This window comes from Streptomyces sp. NPDC029152 (assembly GCF_055564355.1).
Genome location: NZ_JBVHWR010000035.1, coordinates 13,328 through 33,337, shown reverse-complemented (window position 1 = coordinate 33,337; position 20,010 = coordinate 13,328). Strand labels below are relative to the sequence as shown.

Annotated in this window: 18 protein-coding genes and 3 pseudogenes; 14 read left to right on the top strand and 7 right to left on the bottom strand. The window is 67.5% G+C overall.

Features of this window, described 5'->3' with window-relative positions; translation table 11 throughout:
* Window positions 1-590: 590 nt before the first annotated feature.
* Both ACZ4V6_RS35250 and ACZ4V6_RS35245 read left to right on the top strand, forming a co-directional pair.
* Window positions 591-752, top strand: a pseudogene (locus ACZ4V6_RS35250) (DDE-type integrase/transposase/recombinase); the annotation flags it as partial.
* A gap of 115 nt (window positions 753-867) precedes the next feature.
* Window positions 868-1,620, top strand: a complete 753-nt coding sequence (locus ACZ4V6_RS35245) for a transposase family protein (RefSeq protein WP_467835170.1) — start codon at window positions 868-870, stop codon at window positions 1,618-1,620.
* A 95-nt stretch (window positions 1,621-1,715) separates the two neighbouring features.
* Here the strand turns inward: ACZ4V6_RS35245 and ACZ4V6_RS35240 are convergent, their stop codons facing one another.
* From ACZ4V6_RS35240 to ACZ4V6_RS35215, 6 genes are all read right to left on the bottom strand, one after another.
* Entirely contained in the window at window positions 1,716-2,468 is a 753-nt protein-coding gene (locus ACZ4V6_RS35240; protein ID WP_467835168.1) for an ABC transporter ATP-binding protein, read from the bottom strand.
* A gap of 12 nt (window positions 2,469-2,480) precedes the next feature.
* Window positions 2,481-3,062, bottom strand: a complete 582-nt coding sequence (locus ACZ4V6_RS35235) for a hypothetical protein (RefSeq protein ID WP_467835166.1) — start codon at window positions 3,060-3,062, stop codon at window positions 2,481-2,483.
* On the bottom strand, window positions 3,059-4,399 hold the full coding sequence (locus ACZ4V6_RS35230; RefSeq protein ID WP_467835165.1) for a hypothetical protein: 1,341 nt from the start codon (window positions 4,397-4,399) through the stop codon (window positions 3,059-3,061). The genes ACZ4V6_RS35235 and ACZ4V6_RS35230 overlap by 4 nt, the downstream gene beginning before the upstream one ends.
* A gap of 124 nt (window positions 4,400-4,523) precedes the next feature.
* On the bottom strand, window positions 4,524-4,976 hold the full coding sequence (locus tag ACZ4V6_RS35225; protein WP_467835163.1) for a hypothetical protein: 453 nt from the start codon (window positions 4,974-4,976) through the stop codon (window positions 4,524-4,526).
* A gap of 972 nt (window positions 4,977-5,948) precedes the next feature.
* Entirely contained in the window at window positions 5,949-6,380 is a 432-nt protein-coding gene (locus tag ACZ4V6_RS35220) for a hypothetical protein (RefSeq protein ID WP_467835161.1), read from the bottom strand.
* Window positions 6,381-7,335: 955 nt separating this feature from the next.
* A protein-coding gene (locus tag ACZ4V6_RS35215; RefSeq protein ID WP_467835159.1) for an IS3 family transposase occupies window positions 7,336-8,585 on the bottom strand; the annotation gives its coding sequence in 2 pieces (ribosomal slippage) (window positions 7,336-8,249 and window positions 8,249-8,585; 1,251 coding nt in all).
* A gap of 879 nt (window positions 8,586-9,464) precedes the next feature.
* Between ACZ4V6_RS35215 and ACZ4V6_RS35210 the strand changes: the two genes are divergently transcribed.
* The 12 genes and pseudogenes from ACZ4V6_RS35210 to ACZ4V6_RS35155 all read left to right on the top strand — a co-directional run bounded on the left by ACZ4V6_RS35210 (window position 9,465) and on the right by ACZ4V6_RS35155 (window position 19,137).
* A complete protein-coding gene (locus ACZ4V6_RS35210) occupies window positions 9,465-9,593 on the top strand; it encodes a hypothetical protein (protein ID WP_267884313.1) in 129 nt (42 codons plus the stop codon).
* 75 nt (window positions 9,594-9,668) lie between these two features.
* Window positions 9,669-10,412, top strand: coding sequence for an ATP-binding cassette domain-containing protein (locus ACZ4V6_RS35205; RefSeq protein WP_467835156.1), 744 nt, complete (start codon window positions 9,669-9,671; stop codon window positions 10,410-10,412).
* Between the two features lie 2 nt (window positions 10,413-10,414).
* On the top strand, window positions 10,415-11,632 hold the full coding sequence (locus ACZ4V6_RS35200) for a DUF7224 domain-containing protein (RefSeq protein ID WP_467835155.1): 1,218 nt from the start codon (window positions 10,415-10,417) through the stop codon (window positions 11,630-11,632).
* A gap of 38 nt (window positions 11,633-11,670) precedes the next feature.
* Window positions 11,671-12,276 carry a hypothetical protein gene (locus ACZ4V6_RS35195; RefSeq protein WP_467835154.1) on the top strand — a complete coding sequence of 202 codons (606 nt, stop codon included), beginning with the start codon at window positions 11,671-11,673 and terminating at the stop codon, window positions 12,274-12,276.
* Window positions 12,277-12,590: 314 nt separating this feature from the next.
* Window positions 12,591-13,091, top strand: a complete 501-nt coding sequence (locus ACZ4V6_RS35190) for an NUDIX domain-containing protein (RefSeq protein WP_467835152.1) — start codon at window positions 12,591-12,593, stop codon at window positions 13,089-13,091.
* A 168-nt stretch (window positions 13,092-13,259) separates the two neighbouring features.
* Window positions 13,260-14,218, top strand: a pseudogene (locus tag ACZ4V6_RS35185) (IS481 family transposase); the annotation flags it as partial.
* A gap of 368 nt (window positions 14,219-14,586) precedes the next feature.
* A complete protein-coding gene (locus ACZ4V6_RS35180) occupies window positions 14,587-14,964 on the top strand; it encodes a toxin Doc (RefSeq protein ID WP_467835151.1) in 378 nt (125 codons plus the stop codon).
* A 92-nt stretch (window positions 14,965-15,056) separates the two neighbouring features.
* Window positions 15,057-15,425 carry a DUF6300 family protein gene (locus ACZ4V6_RS35175; protein ID WP_467835149.1) on the top strand — a complete coding sequence of 123 codons (369 nt, stop codon included), beginning with the start codon at window positions 15,057-15,059 and terminating at the stop codon, window positions 15,423-15,425.
* Between the two features lie 193 nt (window positions 15,426-15,618).
* Window positions 15,619-15,843, top strand: coding sequence for a hypothetical protein (locus tag ACZ4V6_RS35170; RefSeq protein ID WP_467835147.1), 225 nt, complete (start codon window positions 15,619-15,621; stop codon window positions 15,841-15,843).
* Between the two features lie 333 nt (window positions 15,844-16,176).
* The gene (locus ACZ4V6_RS35165; RefSeq protein ID WP_467835146.1) at window positions 16,177-17,697 is read left to right on the top strand and encodes a hypothetical protein; all 1,521 of its coding nucleotides are present in this window, start codon (window positions 16,177-16,179) and stop codon (window positions 17,695-17,697) included.
* Window positions 17,663-17,971: a hypothetical protein gene (locus ACZ4V6_RS35160; RefSeq protein WP_467835144.1), complete on the top strand. Its 309-nt coding sequence runs from the start codon at window positions 17,663-17,665 to the stop codon at window positions 17,969-17,971. Before ACZ4V6_RS35165 ends, ACZ4V6_RS35160 begins: the two co-directional genes overlap by 35 nt.
* Window positions 17,972-18,042: 71 nt before the next feature.
* Window positions 18,043-19,137 (top strand): hypothetical protein, encoded by a 1,095-nt coding sequence (locus tag ACZ4V6_RS35155; RefSeq protein ID WP_467835142.1) that lies wholly within the window; start codon window positions 18,043-18,045, stop codon window positions 19,135-19,137.
* Between the two features lie 109 nt (window positions 19,138-19,246).
* Here ACZ4V6_RS35155 and ACZ4V6_RS35150 read toward each other — a convergent pair.
* Window positions 19,247-19,996, bottom strand: a pseudogene (locus ACZ4V6_RS35150) (helix-turn-helix domain-containing protein); the annotation flags it as partial.
* Between the last annotated feature and the right edge of the window lie 14 nt (window positions 19,997-20,010).

Sequence of the window (20,010 nt, the reverse complement as noted above, 5' to 3'; positions counted from 1 at the left end):
CCGCGCCGGGCTGTGGGACGATTTCACTTGAGAGGTGCCTTGCAGGTCGGGACCGGTGGAAGCGTAGGAACTCCCATCATCCCAGGCCAGCGGGCACCTCTTCTGTTCTCTCCGTCCACAGCCCGTCCGCTACGCGGTGGATCGAGGCCAGTCACAGCCGGAGGCCTGCAACTATTTCCAACTGAAGCTACTTACATCTTACATTGAGCGATGAAACTAGCTCCCGCTGATTTTTGTGAGGTAACCCTCCCCTACGCGCTTTCTGTACAGAGGCGCCGAAGAAGGGATTACTTGGTCTGCAAGCTCGGACTCCAGGATTAGACTATCGATAACACCCGGAATCTCACTTTTCCCGTAAAAGATGACCGAATCCCAGTCGTCAGCATCTGTGACGCCGTGGATATCACCGACCAAAGCGCGCGTCTGCGTGGGAACGTTCTCCATCGCGTGTGTGATGGCAGCTTCAACCACACCGATCTCCGTAAAGTCCAGCCCATCCAACCAAAATGTCTGGATTTCGCAGCCCAGCGGCTCGTGCGTGAACTCGCTTACAACGTTGACGTTGGGCGATAGCCACCAATTCACCGACGCAGAACCGGCGGGACGAGGCCGCAGCCCGACGCTTCTTCCGCAGGCTCCTCAGGAGGACCCGCACGGTGCCCAGAGTGATCATCACCGACAAGCTCCGCTCCTACGGCGCCGCCCAACGTGAGGTCATGCCCTCCGTGGAGCACCGCTCACACAAGGAGCTGTTTTCAACCTGGCTGGTTCGGTGGCAAGTTGGTGTGAGGGGTGAGTGCGGGGAAAGGTGAAGCTCCTGGTAGATGGGTTGTCGACCAAGATCAACCTGTCCGCCCGGAGCTTCACGTGCTTGTCTACCCATCGGGGATCGATCTGTCCAGCTCGACCCTGCGGTTCCTCTCCCGTCTGCTGGCCGCCCGGAGTCTGGAGCGGGGCACGCGGTGGCGTCGGCTGAGCGCGGACCGGCAGGCCCTGCTCGTGCTCGCGCACCTACGCTGCGGACACACCTATGCCCAGCTCGCGGCCGGGTTCAAAGTCGGCATCGCCACCCTCTACCGGTACGTTGCCGAGGCCGTAGAGGTCCTGGCCGTCCTCCCCGCGGCCGCCCGCACCGCCGCACGTAAGGCGTTCGTGATCCTCGACGGCACCCTGCTGCCCATCGACCGGATCGCCGCCGACCGACCGTACTACTCCGGAAAACACCGGAAGCACGGGATGAACGTGCAGGTTATCGCCGACCCCTTCGGCCGACTGCTGTGGGCCTCGCCCGCCCCGCCCGGAGCCGTCCACGACATCAAAGCCGCGCGCACCCACGGCATCATCGACGTCCTGGCCGAGGCCGGGGTGCCCTGCTGGGCGGACAAGGGCTATCAAGGGGCCGGCGCCACGGTTCGCGTTCCCTACCGCGGTCGCTGGGAGAAACTTTCCGAAGGCCAGCGCGCAGTGAACGTCTCCCATGCCAAGATCCGCGCACTCGGCGAGCAGGCCATGGCCACCCTGAAGTCCTGGCGGCTGCTGCGCAAGCTCCGCTGCAGCACTACCCGCATCACCGACCTGGTCAAGGCCGTGCTCGCGCTTCACCTCGCGACGTCAAGCTGAGGTTGGAAACGGCTCACTGGTGGCGATTCGTGCCAGAGCCAGGCCTGCGACGACAGGGCTGCTCGACAGGCGGTCGGTGACCATCGTTTGCACGTCTACCAAGCCCTTTCTGCTGGGGCGAGGGCGGAGACGGTGGTGTAGGCGGCTTCGGCGCGGCGTGCTTCGGGGGTGTCCTGGGGGGCGTGGGCGAGGAAGTCCTGCGTGGCGCCGGTGAAGGTGATGCGTCCCTGCTGCAGGACGGTGACCTGGTCGGCTTCCTCTGCGAGGTCGGCGACGTCGTGGGTGGACATGAGCACGCGCACCTCGTCGGTGGCGAGGCCGGTGATCAGGTCGCGGAAGATGCGGCGTTGGGTGGGGTCCATGCCGGCGGTCGGTTCGTCCAGGAGGAGGGTGCGGGCGCCGTGAACGAGGGCGGAGGCGACTCCGACGCGTCGGAGTTGGCCTCCGGAGAGCTTCTTGGCTTTGACGTCGGCTCGGTCGGCCATATTGACCCGGTCCAGGGCAGCGAGTGCGGCGTCCCACGCGTTTGGCTTCTTCATGCCCTTCAGCCAGCCCGTGTAGGCGACCTGCTCGCGAGCGGTCAGGCCCGTCATCGGGATGATGGTCTGCGGCATCCAGGCCACCTGCTGGAGGTAGGCGGCATCGCGGGAGGTCAGGTCGCCCATGCGCACGGTCCCCGCGCGCGGCTGGTGCAGGCCGCTGGCGAGTTTGAGCAGTGTGGACTTGCCGGCCCCGTTGGGGCCGAGAAGGACGGTGAAGCCCTCAGGGACGGTATACGTCAGGTCGGAGAGGATGGGCGTGCCGGTGCGTCCGTAGCCGAAGGAGCAGGACTCGAAGCTGATGGACATGACGAACCTTTTTCAGAGGCGGCGGAAGCGGACATGAGTGATGAGTCCGGCGGCGAAGACGAGTAGACAGAATCCGAACGTGGGGAGAAAGCCGGCGGGATGGAGTGTGACGGCCCACGGCCAGGGGCGGTCGAAGTCGCGGTATCCGATGAACATCACGGCGAGCACCCAGCCCACGGGTGCGGCAGTGGCGGCTTGTTCGTTCACCGCGCGGGCCAGGAGCATGAGGCCGGTGAGGAACAGGAGGTTTCGGCCGGCCGCGGAGGCTTCCGGTGATCCGCTGATGCTTCCGGTGAGGAGGCTGGCCGCGAGGGCCGTCGTCATGACTGCGGAGATCAGGGCAGCGTCCAGATGCCGCACCTTGCGCTGGGCCACGGCTTCGGTCTCGGTGACCGCCTGGGCGAGGCTGTGGGCGAGTGCGGAAGTGACGACCAGGGGAACCAGCTGCATGAGGAAGACGCGGTTGCCCCGGGCTGTGAGCAGGCTCGGCAGCTGGACGTACTGGTCGTGTGCCGCCACGACGAGCGCCACGAAGACGGCGAGCGCCGGGACGAGAGAGACCTGGACTCGGCGGACCTTGAACCAGAGAGTCACGCGGTGGCCTCCTGCAGGAGGCGGCAGGCCTTCTGCTGCTCTTCCTGGAACCACAGGCTCTGCTGTTTCGGCGCGAGCTTGGCTGCATTCCCGGCTCGCTCCTGGACTTTTGCCAGCACCTCGCGAGGATTCTGGAACGATGCACCGTACTCGCCGCGGCGCCAACCCAGGTACGGTTCGTCCGCATCGATGAGCGTGGCGGCCCACAGCATCGCAGCGTCGTGATTGACGATCCAATCCACCGCCTGACCAGGCTGTACCGACGAGGGGAAGGCGCAGGGGAACTGCACCGCGGTGAGAAGGACCCCGTAGCGCACACCGACCATGCCCGAACCGTTCTTCCCGGCCTGCTGCGACAGCGGCAGCCACCACGCCGACCGGGTCGACGGCTTCATGTGGCGACCGGTGAGCAGGCTGTCGGAGACCGTCTGGGGCACCGCCACCTGCACTCCGGCCTGCCGGAGCGTGGTGAGGGAACGAACGATCTCGCCGCGCACCTGGTCCAGGCGGTCCTCAGCGCCACCGCCATCGGCGATACACACCTGAGGGGCAGTACCGGCGCACCGGGCGGAAGCATGACCAGCGCTCACCGGCCCGTTCCCGTAACCCCACCCCGAGGCAGTGTCGGCGCACAGAACCATGACCACCACCGCGACCAGAGCCGCACCGGCACGCGCACCCCACCGTACGGCGCGTGAAGCAGGCAACCACCACACCGCCACTGCCGCAGCCACAGCAGCGGTGAACAGGAACGGGACGAGGAGCGTCAACGGCCGGTACTGCTCACCGAAGGCCAGTGACGTATCAGCGAAACCGGAGACGTGACGCAGCCATACTGGCTCCACCTGCCCGGTCTTCGTGATCAGGTAGTACACGAAAACAGCGGACAGCGGCGCGGAGATCAGCCGTGGGGTCACATGGCCCAGGGCACAGCCGAGCACGGCCCACGCCACCACGACTCCCATGCCCATCAGCAGCGGCATGAGCGCCTGCGGCGTGGGCACGAGCCGGGTCTCCACCAGACGCATCACGACCGGCAGGACAAGAACCAGCCAGCCGGCCCCGAGGACCGGAGCGAGGGTGTGCGCGGCCACCCGGTACCGGGAACGCCCCGGAGCAAGGCCCCACACCCCGTCACGCTTGAGGCGCCCGCCTTCCCACACCGCAAGCCCGCAGGTGACGGCGTAAGCGAAAGCGTAGAAGTAGAAGAGGGACTGCTCGACCTGCTGAGGTGCCCATAATGGGCCGGCGATGACCTCTTCGTAGGGGTCTTCCAGGTGGAGGGCGTGGAAGAAGTAGAAGAGGACGATGCCGACCCAGAGGGGTGCGGTCCACACCGCCGGGCTGGTACGCAGACGGGCTCGAAGGTTCAACAGAGGACACCGTTCTCACAACAGGGACGGGCCGGGAGGCACCGTTCGGTGCCTCCCGGCCTCAACGACGTGGCACTGATGTAGACGCTCAGTCGGCCGCGGTGGTGTCCACGTAGACCTTCTTCACATTGACCACGGCACGGCCGTACGCCGACCCGTTGAGGTGCGCAATGGTGAAGTAGCGGTTGTCACCACCGTTGTAGTGCACGTTCCACTCGCCCTTCGACGTGTAGCCCGAACCCCTGAAGCAGTTCGTGAACGTCTTCGTGCCCATGTCCTTGTCCTGGGCGAAGGGGATGGCCTGCCATAGCTTCACCCCCACGGACTGCCCCGTGGCGCCGACCATGCTGCAGCCGGTGAACTGGATCTCGGTGTAGTCGTTGTCCGCCCAGTGACGCGACTCCTTCGTCGTGCCGCTCGCCCAGCCGGTCAGGCTGCTGGTCCAGTTCATGGGTTGGGCCCCGCCGCTGTCGTCAGCAGGGGCCTGGAGCTCGAACAGGCCTTCCTCGTTCTGGTTGAACGTGTGCGCGTCCTCGCTCACCGGCGCAGTGTCGTCTGCACTCGCGACAGCGACGCCGCCGGTCAGCGCAGCAGCGGTGACAGCAGCTATCAAACCTGCGCGGACCTGGTTCCTGGGCTTGCGCATGGAATCCCCTCCAGATGGTGGCCGTAGCCTCTGCCTCCACGGCAGAGGCCGATACGAACAGCTCTCGAAAGGACATGCTGAGTGATGTCAGCAAGCGCAAAGCAGCCGACAAGCGGCATGCCAAACTCCCCCAAATCGACGGTGTCCCCCGGTCACTGGTCGACGTGCATGAAGACGGATAGGTCAGATCCGCCCGGCACGGCGATCATGTTAGGCATGCATCGACTGACGGGAACAAGTGTTTGCTTGCTGGATGGCATGAAAGTGTCACTGTATGCAGCGTGCTCGTCCTTCCAGCTCGCATGTTCTACCTGCGATTTCTTGGTAAGCAGCGGGTGACGGGCGTCTTCCATCGGCTATCGGGAGTGGCCGATTCGTCAGGTCATAAACGTGGTTGTCAATCGCTGGCGTGGCCGTACACCCGGCGCCAGCCTGCCCTCTTGAGCGTTCCGCGGAAAGATTGGGTATGCCGTGTTAGCCCCCCATCTGTTCGCGTGTCATCCACCTCGTTCGGTACCTGCAGGTCAGCAGCACACAGGGCCGCAGGCCTGATGCATGACACCCCGTCATAATTTTCAACCCGTCCCGCCCCCGGTCTCGGCAGCCTCCGACTTCGGACCGTTCCTCCCACTCCGTATGGCCTTCGTCCTGCTATCCGCGCTCGATCTGGGGCTCGTCATCGGGGGCCTCACATCTCTGCCGCTGCCGGTTGGAGGGCCGCCGTCGTCCCAGGGGGAGGAAGACTTCACTTCCATGACCTTGTATGTGCCGTCATGCATGGCGGACAGGTCCGGCTGCCGGCGCACCAGTGTGTGCAGGGTCTTGCCGTTGCGGCAAGCTCGCGAGGCCAGGTAGCTCTGCATGCCGCTACGTCGTGCGTAGCAGGTGTCGCAGCTCAGCCTGGCGGCCGCACTGGGTCCACTCCTGCGGCAGGTCCTGCGTGGAGGTGGGCGCGGACGGGGTACTGCTGATCTTGGTGAAGGCGGCCATCCATGCGGTGTGCCTTTCCGGCGGGATGCCACAGCCGGTCAGGAAGGCTTGCAGCTGTTGCTCGCCGGAGGTGTCGACCTTTCGGTTGACGATGCGGGCGGCGCCGCTGACGGGCAGGGCGAGCGGGTTGGCCGAGCGGTACCGGATGTTCCGCAGGCTCGGCGCCCCGGCCTGTGCCCACACCAGTTCCAAAGCTCGGCCCAGGTCTGCGGCGTCGCTGATCAGTTCAGGCCGCAGGGCGTACAGCTGCATCAGTAGGCCGCGTTCCTTGATCCGCGCCTGCCGCCACAGCTCGTCGGCGTCCTGCACCGCTGCCGGTATGCCGCCGCAGCCCTCCACGTTGGCATCGACCGTCGTGTGCTTGGGCCCACGGTGCCGGAGGCCGCTCGTTTAAGCGTAGTCGACGATGGCCCGGTGTGGCGGGCCAGTTCCTGGTAAGTCGTCCCAGCCGACTCTCGGTGGGACGGCACCCAACACCAGCCGGAGCATTGAGCCAACCAATGACAGTCACCTATCCGGCATCTGCGGGAACAACAGCCCACAGCTGCACTGTGCCGTCGCCGCGGCCGCGTTCGTCGTTGTTGGCGGTGGCGAGGAGGGGTTCACCACTGCCAGTCACGTCCGGTGTTTGCGCAACCGCGCCGCCCACCATGAACCACTGATCGACGAGGTTCCCCCTCCCGGGCCAGACCGACCGCCGCGTCCGGACCCGCTGGCTCACCCTTGCCGACGCTGGCCTCATTGTGATGTGACGTCAGCCCCGCCATGCCTGGAGTGGTCCCCTCCGTACAGCGAAGGGGTGGAGCGTCCTTCCTTCGCGCGGACCGGTAGGCGGATCGGGTGTGGGAACTCTTGCTATATGTGCCGAGTGTTGACAGAAGAAGCGCTGTGATGGTGGCCGGGCCGCCAACCGGTTGGCTGGAACGTCGTGAGTGAAGCGCTCCGGTTCTGCTGCAGACCTTGATGCGCCCCGGCTTGCACGGAGTCGAGTTGAAAAAGCGTGAACGGGGTCGACAAGGGCTACTGGAGACACACGTGACGGCTGTTCGTTCGGCGAACCCGCCTTGGCTGACCTTCGGTGGCCCAGAACAAAACCGTAACAGCGACTCTCCTTAACTGAGCATCAGGGTACGGAGGAACTACGCATCTCGCCTCCACCAGCACTGCAGCCGTTACTCGCACCTGACCACCACCCTGCGTGAGCTGAAGGGTTCACTCGCAGGTTCTTGGGCCTTCCCCCGTGATGGTGGACACGCTTCGTTAATCACGCGGCGAGCGTGAGCTTAGCCGCGTGGTGTCGGCGTTCGTATTCGTTGGGGCTGAGATGGCCGTTGGCGGAGTGCCGGCGGCGGGTGTTGTAGCGGGCCAGCCAGGCGAAGACCGTCCTTCTGCAGGCACCGGCGTCGCCGTAGTCGCGGGCGCCCCGGAGGGTCTCGCGTTTTAGGGACGCGTGGAAGCTTTCGCAGGCCGCGTTGTCCGCGCTGGTGCCGACCGTACCCATCGACCGGGTGACCCCGAGCTGGTCACAGAGGTCGGCGAAGGCCCGGGAGCCGTACTGGGCTCCATGATCGGAGTGGAATACCGAGCCGTCCAGGCCGCCGCGGGTCGCGGTCGCCATCCGCAGTGCGTCGGCGACCAGGCCGGTGCGCATGTGGTCGGCGATGGACCAGCCGACGACCTTGCGGCTGAAGCAGTCCAGCACGGTCGCGAGATAGAGGAACTCCCCGTCCGCGAGGGGCAGGTAGGTGATGTCGCCCATGTATTTCCGCCCCGGCTCGACGGCGGTGAAGTCCCGCTGGAACAGATCCGGAACCCGTGAGGCTGCCGGGTCCAGGACGGTGGTACGGACGCGTCTGCGCAGGCGGATGCCGGTGATGGAGAACGTCCGCATCACCCGGGCGATGCGCTTCTCGTTGACCCGCAAGCCCCTCTCCCGGAGCTCGGCGGCCACCCGTGGGGAGCCGTAGGCGCCGCCGGACTCACCGTGGACCTTGCGGATCTGCTCGGCCAGGAGCCGGTCCTCGCGCACTCGTGCCGCCCTCGCCTGTCTTCCGGCGAGCCACTTGTAGTAGCTGGACCGGTTGAGCTCGAGAACCCGGCAGAGCCGCTTCACCTCGTAGGTGTCCCGGTGATCGTCAACGAACTGGAAGCGGCTCATCACCAGTTCGTCTCCCCGGCGAAATACTTGGCCGCCTTGCGCAGGATGTCCCGCTCGGTAGCCAGCTTCCGCTCACTCGCCTCCAGCTCGGCCACCCGGGCCTCCAGCTGCCGGATCCGCTCGTCCGGATCGGCAGACGGCGCCGTCTCCCCGGTCCGGGCCGACATTTTCCCGGCCGACGAGGGGGCCGTGGCGGCGACACCGCGGCGTTCGCGGTCCCGCAGCACCCACTCACGCAGGGTGGCCCGGTTGATGCCCAGGTCGGCGGCGATGCTCTTGTACGTCGCCCCGGGCGTGGACTCGTACAGGGCCACGGCATCGGCCCTGAACTCGTCCGAGTAGTCCTTCAACGCCATCGGCGGTGTCTCGCTTTCTCCGGATCAAGCAGATCCAGTATCAGCGTGTCCACCACTCAGGGGGAGGTCCCCTTGGCCGAGCCTCACAGATCACATGGCCTGACAGAAGGTGATCACTATCAGACACGTTCGATGCTCGAATTTTGTCCCGTATGAGGCTTATTGTCTTCCTTGTGGCCTCAGCTCCTAACAGGTGCCGCTTAGGCAGATGTTTAACCTCCAAATGACTGATGCGGCAGGGTATGTGTCATTAATTTCTCTCCGGTGCACCCCGACAGTTACGGTCGACGGCTAAATGGAGGATGGAGCGATCCTGGGGCGCGGGGGTAGTGAGCGTAGGCCTGGCGGATCTGGGGCACCGTGTTGGTGGTGCTTCGGCATGCAGGTGTTTACCCGGGTAATCGATCAGTCGCTTCCAGTGCAGTGGATGAGGAATGCGCGAAGGGTCATTACGGGATGTTCCCTCAGGTAATGCTCGCTTCTGCCGGGTTGGCCGGTTTTCGCCATCGATCCGTTGCTGGATCACGATCAGAAACGTACGGTCCGAGCTGTCACAGGATCTTCACCGAATCGTCGGGTGGAGTAACGCGCCGAGAATGCGCCCACGAGAGGCAAGATGTCATGAACATGAAAACTAATCGGGTGGGAGTCGTGCTGGCAGCTGCTGCGGCCACGACGTTCACTCTGGCTCCGCCAGCTTCTGCTGAAGGAAGCTGGAGCAGTTACATATCCAACTGGCGGGGAGGGGATGAGTCCCGCCGCTGGACGGACAACCACAGCGACGGAGCAAGCACGACCGTGAGCTTCTCCGGCTGCAGCTTTGGAGGACCCAGCAGTGCGACCCTGGAGCTCGATCACGTTAGAGACCTCCTCCCGGACGTGAGCCACGGCACGCGGAGCAACTCCTGCAACACCGTGTCCTGGGGCGAGGTGGGCAAGGCGCAGTTCTACTTCATCTACATCGGCTCCACTAGGCTCAGCGTCAATAGCGTCGTCACCCGCTACTGACAGCATTCGGAACGGTGGTGGCCCCTCGGTTCTTCGGGGGGCCACGCCTCTCATGGAAGTCGACAGAAAACCAGAATGACCATCCACGTCTCGCGCTGTTGTTTTGGTTACCGGCGCCGAGGACTAGTCCTGGAAGACCTGACGCTTGACCTGCCGTCAGGATGCGTTGTGCTCCTCGGACCGAACGGTGCCGGAAAGTCAACGTTGTTAGGACTTCTCGCATCCGCACTCAGGCCCAGCTCAGGCAGTGTGACGCTCGGTGACCTCGACACCCGCAGGCGGGGTGATCTGAAGCCCTACCGGCAGCAGGTCGGCTGGCTGCCGCAGCAGGTGACACCGGTTCCAGGACTGCGGGTCAGAGAGCAGGCGGCGTATGCCGGTTGGTTGAAGGGTCTGTCGCGGCGGGAGGCATGGGACAGGTCTCTGAAGGCGATCAAGCAGGTTGGGCTGGGGGAGCTGGCCGAACGTTCTGCAGCGCAGTTGTCAGGGGGCCAGTTGCGCCGGCTGGGTATCGCCCAGACGCTGGTGCACTCGGCGCGAGTGGTGCTGATGGACGAACCGACCGCGGGCCTGGACCCAACGCAGCGCAAGGTGTTCCGCGGCCTCCTGGAGGGCCTCAAGGGCCAGGCGAACTTCGTGGTTTCCACCCATCAGACGGAAGATCTGGAAGACAGCTACGACTCGGTCATACTCCTCGACCGGGGAAGCATTCTCTTTCAAGGGTCGACCGCCTCGTTTCTCGACCTCGCGCCACGTCAGGTTGCCTCAGGCCGCCGGGCCGAAGCCGCTTATGCCGGTCTGGTCAGGGAGGAGGTGTAAGCATGTCCTGGAGCACCGTGCTGCGTGTATCCGTCGCTCCTCGTATCGGCCTCCTGCTGATTCTTTGGCTGCTTGCCTATCGTGACAGTGTCACTGAACTGGTGACCCGTGGGTACTGGGATTCGATTGCCGGGCAAAGCTCGTCTTTGCTGGTCTGGACAGCGCCGGCTGTTGCCGCCTGTGGCGCTTGGGAGGGTATGCGCATCCGGCAGTCGCGGGTTCTGCAAGGGGCACCGGCGCGTACTTTCACCGGTGTATCACTTGCCGTACTTTCACCCACTCTCGTCCTGGGGGCTCTTGCGGTCGTGCTGTCCCTGGGTTTGCTCCTGCCGCTGGCCGCAGGCAGTCCTGACCGGACCACGGTGGCGATCGTTGTCCTGGAGCTGCTGGTCGTGGCGGCGCATACCGTCGTCGGGTACGTCCTCGGGCTCAGCCTGCCTCGGCTGCTGGCCGTGCCCGTGGCACTGGTGGGAAGCTTCGTGTGGATGGCGTATCCGGCAGCGATGAACGTCTTCTGGATTCGGCAGCTGAACGGTACGAACCTTGCCGAGTGCTGCATGCTGGACCAAGTAGCCGCACCACGCAGCATTCTTGCTCCGGTCCTCGTGTCGATCGGGCTGCTCGTAGCTGCCTGGCTGGTGACGGCACGGCAGTGGGGACTACGATTCCTCGCTCCCGTTGTCCTGACCGTCGCTGTAGCTGTCTCGGCGTGGATCGCCCACCCCCTCGGTTACAGTGCGGCCGAATCCCGGTCCACCGCCTTCCGTACCTGTTCAGGCACGCAGCCGAAGGTCTGCCTGTGGCCCGAACAGCACGACGCTGCCAAGGATGTCGCCGGATGGGCAGCGGACGCCCATAGTCGCCTGGCTGCTGTCGGTGTCACTACCGCTGCTGAGCTGTCGCCTCGATCGTCAACGCCTGCCTCCGATGATGTCCGTGCTCTTCTCGCGCTGAGTGCCCTGCCCAAGGATGTTCCAGCTTGCGCCCAAACCGGTGAGTGGCCCGGAAGCCGGGCTTACGGACCGCTCAGCATCTGGCTCACCCTCACTGCGGGCGTGGACCCCCAGGTCGTCGCATCCCGTTATGCGCCGGCCGAAGTCGCAGTCGCCAGCCGTATCCGCGAACGGTCTCAGCAAGCCCAACAAGTCTGGTTTCAGCAGAATGCGAAAACGCTCACCCGGTGCGACCTGCAGCCCGTTCTTGACCCAGAACGCTTCTGAGCCCGCTACCACCAACCAACCGACAGAGAGAAACGTCCATGGACTGGTGGCTTCACGTCCGTCGAGTACCCGCAGTCTGTGCCGGCCTCGTGGCCTGCCTGGTACTCGGCGGCGTCACTGACTCCATCCAGGTGCCCGTGCCGGTCGTAGTGGGTGGAGTGTCCTTCTCGTTTCCCCTGCCCTTCCTGCTGCCACTCGCACCGGTGTGCCTCATCCTGCACGGACAGTCCCGCGGAGGCAGCGCCATCGAAGCGACCGCCGTGCGGCCTGTCGGACTCTGGGACACCGGGCTCATGGCAGCCTGCACGCTGGTGATGCTTGCCGGCGGCTGGCTCATCTCGACGACGACCGGCCACATCCTCGCCGCAGGCATGGCCCGCAACTTCCTGGGCTACCTCGGGCTCGCCCTGCTGCTGCGCCTTCTCACCAGCCCCCGCATCGCGGCCACACTCGTCACGGTTTTCCCCATCGCGTGCGCAGCTTTCGGCGTGCGCCACGGGGTACCTGCACGGTGGGCATGGCCACTGCACGAGTCCGCCTACCTACCGGCGTTCATCGCAGCCATCGCCCTGGGAGCCGCCGGGCTGACCGCAGCCGTCCTCCCTCTTACCGCTGACCGCCTGACCCGGCTGTCGCAGCGCTAAGGGCGCGTCTCCGAACAACATGCGGATCTACGCATCGTTAACACCGCTCCCGACACCTGCTTGGTGCGACGTCACCACAGCTCAGCGACCCTTAGCACGCGACACGGGTGCAGAACCGAAATCGGTGTGTTATTGATCTGCAGGCCCTAACGAACTGGTGCGTGATTGCGGTTGAGGTGTGTTTGCCTGACCACGACCCTGATCAGGCAAACACACCTCAACCGCAATCACGCACCAGCTCGTATGTGGCCTGATGGAGTGGAAGTGCGGGAACCGGTCGCCCCTGACCGCCGGTGCGTCTAGCCTCGCTGGGCATGAGCGTTGCGCCTGAGCCCTTTGGGGTCGAGTTGTCGGAGTATGACCGGAAGCTACCGCGGAAGCGGGTGGCGGCTGGTGTGCTGTTCTTCGATGCGGACGGTCGCGTGATGCTGGTCGACCCGGTCTATAAGGACCCGTGGGAGATCCCCGGAGGCGCCGTGGAAAGGGACGAGTCGCCCCGCGATGGTGCCGTGCGAGAGGTGAAGGAAGAGCTCGGGCTGACCTGGCAGCCCGGGCGGCTGCTCGGGATCGACTGGGTGGGCCCCCAGCCGGGCCGCAGCGAGGGCATGGTCGCCATCTTCGACGGCGGTGTGCTGGACGTCGATCAAGTCGCCGGGATCCGGCTGCAGGACGAGGAGGTCCGCGCCTTCGAGTTCGTCGGCCTGGACCAGGTCCGTGAGAGGTTGATCCCGCTGCTCGCGAGGCGGGTGGAGGCGTGCATGGCCGCACGCGAGCGCAGGGAGATGATCTATCTGGAGAACGGCATCCCGGTGTGATGTGTCCGGTCGGCCCCCGGGCGGCGAGCGTCCGGGAGCCCTAGCTGTCCTGTCCAGGGAGGTTGTGGACAGGTGATGCAGGTCTCGGCTGAGGCATCTTGATATGGGTGAGGACCCTCTGGCCTGGCGTGGGTTGCGACATCTGCACCAGCGATCAGAAAGGCCCTCGTGCCCCACCGTAATGCACCCCTGACCGAGACCGGCCGCTTGCGTCTGGCCCGCTGCGTGGTCGAAGACGGCTGGCCACTGCGGCGGGCCGCCGAACGCTTCCAGGTCTCGCCCACGACGGCTCAGCGTTGGGCCGACCGCTACCGCCGGCTGGGCGAAGCCGGCATGGCCGGCCGCTCCACAGCCCCCGCCGCACTCCGACCCGCACCGAGCGACGGGTCATCAAGGTCCGCCTGCTGCGCCGGTGGGGACCTGCCCGCATCGCGTTCTTCCTGCGTCTGGTGCCCTCGACCGTGCACCGGGTGCTCACCCGCTACCGCCTGGCCCGCCTCGACCGAGCCACGGGCCGTGTCATCCGCCGCTACGAACGCGGCCGGCCCGGCGAGCTGGTCCACGTCGACATCAAGAAGCTGGGCAATATCCCCGACGGCGGCGGGCACAAGATCCACGGGAGAGCCCAGGGCAGCCACAGCAGCTCCGTCCACCGAGATCCCGGCCGGCCCCGCACCCGCCCCAGCCTCGGCTACAGCTACCTCCACGCCGCCGTCGACGACCACTCCCGCCTCGCCTACAGCGAGATCGTCACTGACGAGAAGAGGCAGACCGCCACCGGCTTCTGGCAACGAGCCCAGGCATTCTTCAGCCAGGCCGGAATCACCGTTGAGCGGGTACTGACCGACAACGGCGCCTGCTGCCGCTCACGCGACTGGCGCGATCTGCTGGCCAAGGCCCAGATCACGCACAAGCGCACCCGGCCCTACCGGCCGCAGGCCAATGACAAGGTCGAACGCTTCAACTGCACCCTGCTGGAGGGGCGGGCCTATGCCCGCCCCTACCGGTCAGAGGCCGAGCGCCGGGACGCGTTCCCGCAGTGGCTGCACACCCACAATCACCACCGCGGACACACCGCGCTCGCAGGCAAACCACCCGCCAGCCGCGTCCCCAACCTCACAGGCAATACACCGTGCACAGCCCCAGGACGTTCATTGGAGCCGGATGGCAGGGGCGGGCCCGTGCCCGTTCGTATCGGCCCGCGAGGTATTCGTGAAGGTATTCGCGGTAGTATACTTGCTGGTATGGCAGACACGACCGTGAAGATCGACATCGAGACACGAGACCGGCTGGCCGCCATCGCCGCTGCCCGGGGCACGAGTGTGCGCGCGCTGGTGGCGGACCTCGCCCTCCAGGAGGAGAACCAGCTGAAGCTGGGCCAGGCCACCGCCGCCTTCCGGCAGGCCGTCTCCCAGCCCGGGATCGCCGAAGCCTTCGACCGTGACTTCGGCGGCCTCCCCCAAAGCGCCGGCCGTATGCACCGGGCGGCCTGACCTTGGACCTGCACATCGACGTCCGCTGGCTCCTTGACCGGCAGGAAGAACTGCTCGGCAAGGAGCTGGCCGTACGGGACTACTCCGGCCTCGTCGCCGCCGTGGCCCGGCACCGCGTGAACACCCCGCACCTCGAGGTCGGCCAGCCCGACACCTACTGGCGCGCGGCCGCACTGCTGGAACAACTCGTCCTGCTGCGGCCCCTGCCCGCACGCAACGAGTACTTCGCCTACGGCGTCGCCATCGCCTACATCCAAGCCTCCGGCCAGAGCGTGGACGCCTCCTACGAACCCTGGCGCGACCTGATCACCGACATCCGCGCACTGCGCCTGACGGTGTACGACATCACCGACCGGCTCCGCTCACTACGCCCCGCCTGACCGGTCCACCCCTTCGCCGAAGGGGTCGACCGCGCAGCTCAGCCGGGTCTTGGGTGAAAAGACCACACAGAGCGAGGGGTGAGGCCGCGGCGATGCTCGAGTTCGCTGACCGGCTGCCGCAGTGTTCACGGTGCGGGGGCGACCTCATCATGAGCGGCGTCGCGCCGCAGGACGACAAGGACGGACGGCCGATCCACCTGGAGCTGTGCCCGTCGTGCGACACCGCAGATGTGTTCGCGCAGAGACGCGACGCCTACCTGCAGCAGCGGGCCGACCACGCCGTTCCCGGCTACGCCTGTCTGGGTCTCGACGGAGTGCGGCAAGCGCCCGCAAGGACGGGGCTGTTCGGGCAGAGCACCGGCACCCCCCAGGACCAGGCCGAGTACACCCGCCGCATGAACGAGCAACGGGACACGCTCCCGCCCGACACCCTGCTCGTCGCAATCGACTGCCACATCTGATCCAGGACCCGGCCCCCGGCCCTTGCTTCCGCGCGGGGACCGGGGGCCGGGGGCCATGCCTTCCGCGCCCCGCCTGCTGCCCGCCGCACCAGCCCCGCCCCGCTCCGGCCGGTCCCCGCCCCGCCGCGCCGTACGACGTGCCGACACCCGACTCCCGCCCCCTGCCGCCTGGTTGCGCGGCTTGCCATGGCCCATGACCGACGCCCACCACAGCGACGACTACCACGACCGACGCGCCGTCGAGACGACGAACGTGCCCGCCCAGGACCCCGGGCTGCCCGACGACAAGCCCGACCAGTGCCCCGAATGCGGCACCACTGTCTTTGACTTCGACCCGGACCACTGCGACGGCATCAGCATGGGCCCCGCCTGGCTGTGCACCGGCTGCAAGTGGGGCACCTTCAGCGCCGACCGCTGACCAGCCGCACGCGGACGGACATGGCCCACCGCGCTCACCCCCACCCCCTGCCGCGAGCGAGGAAGCAATGGGCGCGGATCACCGCCCACACCGCCGCCCCTGCCCGCACCCACCCCAACCGTCCGCCCTGACCGTCCGGCCCGTCCGTCCGGAGGTTGCGTGGCTTGCCCCCGGTCGGGCCAAGGTCGGTGGTGCCGGACGGAACAGCTCCCACACCCCCTCACCGGGTGTGGTCGAGTCCCCGACCGCCGGGCCGCCCGGCACCCCCCACGGTGCGCCCCGGCCACCGGCCCCGCTCGCCGCTACCGCCCACGACCCAAAAGAGGCCCCATCGTGCCCGCGCGCACCCTGACCATGCCCGGCAGCACCGACCAGTTCGTGCTCACCGAACGCCCCGCCCCCCTCCTCACCGACCGCTCCCGGCCACTGCCCGACGGCATGGACCACACCAACCTCCCCGTCGTCCCCGCCAACCAGGCAGGCAGCCGGCACGAGCAGAAGGAACCCCCCATGAGCACCACCACTGCGAAGGACGTCATCCGGGTTGCTACCCGCGCCTTCCGCAACGGCAGCGTCCGCGGCGTGCGGACCTACCTGCACATCAACTGCGACTGCCGGATCACCTCCTCGCTGATGGGCACGTACGACAACCTCGCCGACGCCAACCGCAAGGCCGGCGAGCTGCTGGAGGGCACCGGCGACTACGCCCGGACCTGCTCAAAGTCCGGCCTCGTCAAGGCTCAGGCCCTCGACCGGTCCGTCCGCTACTTCGACGACACGATGACCGCCGCCGCCCCGACGTTCAACGGCGCCGGCGTCCGTGACGGGGACGTCGTCGTCGTCACGAGCGAGGGCGTCGTCGCCATCGTCATCCGCTCCGCCGTCATCGCCATCACCGCCAAGCGCGGCCACCTGATCGGCCTCGACACCTCCGCCCGCACCTTCCGCAACGGCCTCTACGCCGAGATCGTCGACCGCGCCGAGGCCGAGGCCCGCAAGATCCGCGCCACCGTCGACCCGCTCCACACCGCCCCGGTCGTCGACGAGGCGCCGGCCGAGGAGCCCGCCCCCACCGCCGAGGAGACCGAGGCCGCCAAGCTCGCCGACATCGAGGCCCGGGTCTCCCCCCTGGAGACCGACGAGGTCCGCCCCCGGACGATGTTCGACCCCGAGCTGACCTACTACGCCGACGGCACCCGCGTGGTCCGGCGCGCCAAGGGGACCGAGCGCACCGGGACCACGTTCGGCATGGCCGGGAGCAGCCTGCCGAACGTCTACGCCTACCAGGCCGTTCGCTGGGACGACGGCGGCGCGGACCTCATCGCCCCGCACGTCCTGCACCGCGCCGAGCCCGTCACCCCCGCCGACGTCGTCCGCACCGACGGCGTCCAGGTCAAGGCCGACGGCCGCGGCAAGTGGGTCGTCGTCCGGGGCGGCGACTTCCTCGGTGTCATCTTCGACGAGGGCCCTGAGATGAAGCGCGGCCGGTTCGCCGGGTGGTCCCCGTACGCCGGCACCCCCGGCAACACCACGGCGTTCAGCGACGCCCCGGCCAAGGTCGTCGAGTCGATCGCCCAGGCGTGGCCGGTCACCGCGGCGGAGGTGGTCGCCCAGACCGGCGCGTCCCTGGACACCGTCCTCGCCACGGCCGAGCAGGTCACCGAGGAGTGGCAGGCCACCGGCCGCCGCGCGGTCCTGCGGATCGCGGCCGCCAAGGGTGCCGCGACGAAGATGACCCGCGAGGCCGCCGCCGAGGTCACCGTCCGGCTGACCGCCCCGGCCCCCCCCGCTCGTCCTGGGCCTCGCCCCCGGTCACTGTGTGCACGGCGAGTACGGCGAGTACGACGCCGGTAAGGACGAGGCCGAGAAGGCGCCAGCCGAGCTGCCCGGCCCCCAGTGGGGCACGCTCAAAGGCCTCACCGCCCCATTCCGCCTGTGGGGCGAGGAGCACGAGGGCGGCCGGTTCGCCCCGGCCTTCGACCGCAAGCAGGTCACGGGCGAGCCCCTGGTGATCGTCGAGGTCTGGACGACGCAGCGCGGCACCGCCCGCCACGGCCGGGACGCGAACGGCCGCGAAATCCACCTGTACGGCGCCGCCACCCGCTTCTGGCGGGCCCCGGGAGCCTGACCCCTCCCCCTCGTTCCTCCGCCCCGGCCGACCGGCCGGGGCGGGCCCCCACCCGAGAGGACACACCCGACATGAGCCCTCACCTCGCCACCGCCGCGATCGTCCAGGCCGCCCCCGGATACCGGGAGCTGCGCATCACCATCCGCGAGCAGGACCAGGCCGACGACGTCGCCCTGATCGCCGTCCGCCCCATGCACGACACCGCCGACGTCCTCGCCGCGTTCGGCTGGCGCCTGACCGGCCCCCTGGAGTACGCCGCCGGACCGAACGAGGAACGCGCCGAGGCCGAGCCCTGCGAGCCCGCCGACCACGAGGGAGCTGAGGCCCTGCGAAACACCGTCCGCCGCGAGATCCGCGCCCGCGCCCGCCTCGTCCACCCCGACGCCCGGCACTTCCACCCGGTGCTGTACAGCGGCGACCACTCGGCCGACCCGATCGGCTGGACCTTCGTGACCGGCTCGGGCGACCAGCGCGCACACGGATGGGTCACCCCCGTCGGCCGGGTCACCGACGGCGTGCTGAACACCATCCGGGCCGAGGCCGCTCGCAGCGTCCGCGGCGCGCACATGATGCAGCTGAAGCCCATCCCGGCCGAGGACGCCACGGAGGCTGCGGGCCCCTTCCGCAAGGGGGACCGGATCGTCTGCGCCGACGGCGTCACCCGCATCGTCGCGGGCATGGCCCCGGCCGTCGCCGGGGAGCCCGCCCGGGTCGTCGCCGAGGGCGGAAGCGAGTGGATCGCCGGGAACTGCCTGCGGGCCAACTTCAGCGACGTCCTCGCCGCGCACCGCCGCAGCACCGCCGCCGGCGCCCGGGTCCGCACCGAGCCCGACCCGACCAACCCCGAGTGGCGCGCCGCCCTCGCCGAGTTGGGCGAAGCCCTCGCCTGCCTCCGCAAGGCCGACCCGACCGTCCGGGTCGCCCTCGCCGAGGACGACGCCCGCAAGGCCGCGACCCGGGTCCACGCCGATGCGTGCGGCTTCCAGCCGATCCACCACCCGGGCGAGGACGAACCGGTCGCCTGGACGTTCCGCACCGGCCACGGCGCCGGGAGCCGGTACGGGGTGGTCACCCGCACCGCCGAGGTCTCCCCGGTCGGGCTCTACGAGTACCCGGCGACCGCCGAGCGCGCCTACCGCCGGCACGAGGCCGACCGGACCCGCTGACAGCCGGCCGTCAGCATCGACGCCCCGCTCCTCGCACGCCGAGGGCGGGGCGTCGGTGCGTCCAGGGGCCGACACAGCCCAATGCAGTTGCTTTAGGGCGTGCAGATCATTAACTCGTCTTTTTGACCTTGGTCTGGGTGGAGTCGGGAGCGAGGAAGGTCGCGACGTCGGCTGGCGTGCGGAGACGGGCGGTTGAGGTGGCGATGTGGTGGCCGTTTGCTTCCAGGAGCGGGCCCACTTCCTGTTTCGCGCGGCTGATGGTCGGGGCGGTGACGCCGAAGAGTTGGCCGATGAGGTCCATGGTGGCGAGTTTGCGCAGGTGGAGCACGGTGACCAGGATCCGCTCGGCTGGGGTGAGCTTGGCTTTGGCGCCTGTACCGGGGGCTACCAGGCGCTCGTGACCGCGACGTGTGCGGAGCACGTGCTCACGTTGAATCTCCAGCGTGGGAGTCAGCGCGTCGATGAGTTCGCTGAGCTGTTGGCGGGTCATGCCGGTCAGTTCGGGGTCCTGCAGCGCATGCTGCGTAAGGCGGGGCGGTCTGGTTGCCGCCACCTGGTCTGAGGTGTTGTTGACCGGCGCCGCGTCCATCGGGTGCTGTGGGTGGAGGGTGTAGTTCCAGTCGCCGTGGAAGCGGTGCCGGGTGATCGGCAGGGCGGCGATCTCATCGTCGCTGACCTGGATGCCGGTGGGGTAGCAGTTGGTGTCGAGTTCGGCGTGCACGGTCAGGCCGGTTTTGGTGGTGGTCGCCGCGATGCTCTCGACGATGACTTCGTGGCTGGTCAGCGGCCTTCCGCGCCAGTTCATGGTGATGTGGGAGAACAGTCGGTGCTCGATCCGGTTCCACTTCGATGTTCCGGGACAATGCCGTTGTT

Bases quoted from the DNA above. Each gene is read 5' to 3' on its own strand.
- ACZ4V6_RS35205 (WP_467835156.1), top strand. From the start codon at position 9,669: ATGACCATCCACGTCTCGCGCTGTTGTTTTGGTTACCGGCGCCGAGGA.
- ACZ4V6_RS35240 (WP_467835168.1), bottom strand. From the start codon at position 2,468: ATGTCCATCAGCTTCGAGTCCTGCTCCTTCGGCTACGGACGCACCGGC.
- ACZ4V6_RS35170 (WP_467835147.1), top strand. From the start codon at position 15,619: ATGACCGACGCCCACCACAGCGACGACTACCACGACCGACGCGCCGTC.
- ACZ4V6_RS35200 (WP_467835155.1), top strand. From the start codon at position 10,415: ATGTCCTGGAGCACCGTGCTGCGTGTATCCGTCGCTCCTCGTATCGGC.
- ACZ4V6_RS35195 (WP_467835154.1), top strand. From the start codon at position 11,671: ATGGACTGGTGGCTTCACGTCCGTCGAGTACCCGCAGTCTGTGCCGGC.
- ACZ4V6_RS35175 (WP_467835149.1), top strand. From the start codon at position 15,057: ATGCTCGAGTTCGCTGACCGGCTGCCGCAGTGTTCACGGTGCGGGGGC.
- ACZ4V6_RS35190 (WP_467835152.1), top strand. From the start codon at position 12,591: ATGAGCGTTGCGCCTGAGCCCTTTGGGGTCGAGTTGTCGGAGTATGAC.
- ACZ4V6_RS35155 (WP_467835142.1), top strand. From the start codon at position 18,043: ATGAGCCCTCACCTCGCCACCGCCGCGATCGTCCAGGCCGCCCCCGGA.